This window comes from Rubritalea sp. (assembly GCF_039830215.1).
In the GTDB taxonomy this organism is placed as follows: domain Bacteria; phylum Verrucomicrobiota; class Verrucomicrobiia; order Verrucomicrobiales; family Akkermansiaceae; genus Rubritalea.
In genome coordinates, this window is the sequence record NZ_JBDOPO010000211.1 from 1 (window position 1) to 3,390 (window position 3,390).

At 45.2% G+C, this 3,390-nt stretch carries 3 protein-coding genes; all 3 read right to left on the reverse strand.

What is annotated here, in order from left to right; translation table 11 throughout:
• Positions 1–420: 420 nt before the first annotated feature.
• Positions 421–1,467 (reverse strand): recombinase RecA, encoded by a 1,047-nt coding sequence (gene recA, locus ABGY95_RS07075; RefSeq protein WP_347440988.1) that lies wholly within the window; start codon positions 1,465–1,467, stop codon positions 421–423.
• Between the two features lie 342 nt (positions 1,468–1,809).
• Positions 1,810–2,235: a hypothetical protein gene (locus ABGY95_RS07080; protein WP_347440989.1), complete on the reverse strand. Its 426-nt coding sequence runs from the start codon at positions 2,233–2,235 to the stop codon at positions 1,810–1,812.
• A 144-nt stretch (positions 2,236–2,379) separates the two neighbouring features.
• Positions 2,380–3,390, reverse strand: a 1,011-nt coding sequence (locus ABGY95_RS07085; RefSeq protein ID WP_347440990.1) for an IS630 family transposase, incomplete at its 5' end; no start/stop codon positions are given.

Genomic DNA, 3,390 nt, shown 5'->3' on the forward strand with positions numbered 1-3,390 from the left:
CTTCAGAGATGCGAGATCCACGGCATGAGGCCGAGTTTGATCTTCTATCAGAGAGTTTCTGAGCGACGTTGTAGTTGTAGCCTCCACTTGGTCACACATTACGCTTCAGCTCTCGTCTGATCGTTGACACGTTACGTCCGATCGTTGAAGCTATGGATGCGTTGGACTCGCCCTTGCGGCGTAGGATAGATATGGTATACCGCTCTTCGCGGCACAGATGTTTATAGGTCATTTGGCACAGGCTCGGTTTTGAACGGTGGAGCCAGTGCTGATACTAATCAGCATCTGGGCCGTTGTTCAAGTTAAGCGGTGCACTTCCGGTTTGAATCCAAGAACAAAAAAAGGGCCTGCCCCACACAATGTCGATTAGGCCCTTTCATTTTAAACATATAGGAAAATTATCCCCCTTAGTATTTGAGCTTACTTCCCTTTACGGTTTGCTAGCTCTACTTTCACCAAATCTTCTACTGCAGTATAAAGTTCTGCGTTTTCCTTGAGAGCTGTCTTTGCTGCATCACGTCCTTGAGCGAGTTGGTTTCCATTATATGAGAACCATGAACCACGCTTGAGAATGAGGTTATACTCAAGAGCTAGATCGAGAAGTGAACCCACTGAAGAAATACCTTCATTGTACATAATATCGAACTCAGCCTCCGTGAATGGTGGTGCAACCTTGTTTTTAACTACTTTGATTTTAGTACGATTACCTTGCACACTTCCATCAGTCGACTTGATCTGACCAATACGTCGGATATCAACACGCACGGAAGCAAAGAACTTTAGGGCTCTTCCGCCAGGAGTGGTTTCAGGGCTACCAAACATCACTCCAATTTTTTCACGAATTTGGTTGGTAAAGATACACACAGTGTTTGCTTTGGAAATGAAGCTCGTGAGCTTTCTCATCGCTGCACTCATTAGGCGAGCCTGCGCACCCACTGTGGAGTCTCCAATTTCTCCTGCAAGCTCTTGCTTGGTCACCAATGCCGCAACGGAATCGAGCACGATCACGTCGATAGCATTCGAACGCACTAAAGTTTCACAGATCTGTAATGCCTCTTCACCTGAAGATGGCTGAGAGATAAGAAGATCATCTAAATTCACACCAAGTCGGCGTGCATACTGAGGGTCAAGAGCGTGCTCAACATCGATAAACGCAGCGAGTCCACCTTGCTTTTGCGCCTGTGCAATAGCAGTCAATGTCAGCGTCGTTTTACCAGAAGATTCGGGGCCAAAAACTTCAATGATACGCCCCTTTGGGAAGCCGCCAACTCCGAGAGCGCGGTCAATAAGAAGGTTACCTGTTGGAATCACATCAACATCCATGCATCCCGCATCACCTAAGCGCATGATTGCTGTCTCACCAAATTCTTTTTGAATGTGTGTGAGTGCTAAATCGAGATTCTTCTTGCGTGCTTCTTTGAGCTTTTCGTTGGCTTTTTCTTGAGCAGCGGATTCTTTAGTAGACATATGGGTAATAAGTTCGGGTTGTGCAGACACAGCAATAACGGGGTCGTCTTGATGCACACAGACTGGACTCCAACCTCTGCACGGTCAACATAAAATAGGTGTTCGAAAGAACATTTATTAAAACAATCCTCAAAATACCTAGGGAGGCATAACTTTAAAGCCTTTTTAATTTTCTCAAAAAGGGCCTTTCAGTAAAAATTGACAGCCCATAATTGAGTTTTAGGAGGACCATCAACTCTTTAGCCTCTACACAGTCGCATGAGCGATTCGACATCCTAGACGAACCACCCATGGCAATGCGCAGGTAAAATCAGAAAAAGGTCACTAAGGCTAGCGTCTACTCTACCTCAGAGCATCTTCAGTTGGCCCCCACTGGATTTCAGCGAGCTCACCACCATTGAACCAGAGGTAGAGTTCCACATTTTCGTACATTACCCCACGGCTCGTTTCAGGTTTTGCGGTTCCAATGTTTTGCTTATCAAGAAAAGAAACCACTTCATCGCGCCTCATACCTATGAGTTGCTTGCCAAAAAGAATGACCTCAGGGCTAGCGACCTCGATAGTACAAAGTTGGTAGTTTTCGCTCTCATCAAAATTGAGCGAAATCCCAAGATCCCAGTAGTGCCAGGCGATTGACTCTTCGTCACCAAGATCGATTTGATCCACTTCTTCAGGGTCACCAAGTATAGCGCTCACCTCATCACGTGTTGCCCCAAATGGTAAATCAGCTAAACCTTTCCCTAGGATAATCTCTTGTGCTTTGCTCATGAGGTCAAACTACACAGAGGATTTACCTAGGGTCAATAACACGCTAAACTAAGCTCCATTAACTGGCCTTTTTACCAATACACAAGATTGTGGCAATTTGATGTAACTAAATTGAGTTGAGTCACATATTAATGGGGCAACGTTTTAGGCAGCATATTTAATGCTGGATCCATGGAAGTATTTTCTAACTCTCGCCGGTGATTTCTGAAGTCTGCGCATTTCAGTTTGCGCCTGGGATTTGAAATGCCCATCTTTTCTGCCTGATGGTCTTCTTGATAATTCAGCCTTTAGGTCTCTATTCAAATATTCGTCAGGATTGAGATCTGGGCTGTAGCTCGGGAGGTAATGTAACTCTATGATTTCAGATTTCTGATTAGCCCACTCCTTCACTTTTTTAGCATGGTGAACCCTCAGATTGTCTAAGATCAAATACACTTTCTTATTGGTATCTTTGATCAGCCGACGCATAAATTTTATGAGCTGTTGATAGTTCATTGATCCCTCGTAGAACATGAAGCGAATCTTCCCGAGTTTTGTTACCGTTGAGATCATATTCACTCTCTCCTTTTTACCCTTTCTCTCTCTAACAGGAGTCTTCCCTTTGGGGGCGTAGCCTCTACCCACCTGATCTTGGTTGCACACTCCGGTTTCATCGCCCCAGTGTATCTCAGCTCCTTCTTCGTGCGCTTTCCTCTCTATTTCAGGGTACTCTTCGTTGAGCCATTTTTGGACACGCTTTGAGCAACGTTCATAGGAGCGCTTTACTGGTTTCTGAGGCGTAAACCCCCATTGCTTGAGATAGTGACCAACTGTACGTATCGGCATGTCGATCTTGAATAAGTGAGCTATTAGCTGCCTAACAGCAGCTCGCGTCCATAGCGCAAAATTGAACTGAAGTTGGTCTGGCGTGCAGGTAATCAAGCAGCAGCGAACTCTATTCTGCTGATCAGGGTCCAATGTGCATCCTGAGCCCTTAGGTTTTCCTCGTGATTTAACCTTGAGAGCTTTAGATCCACCGGAGAGCCACAATTTATACCATTCAGAGACCTTATTACGATTCACTCCTACTATTTCTGAAATATCGCTATACTTCATTCCTCTTTCTCTGAGCTTCACAGCCTGCTTACGTCGTTCCTCTAATTCAAGGGGGCTGAG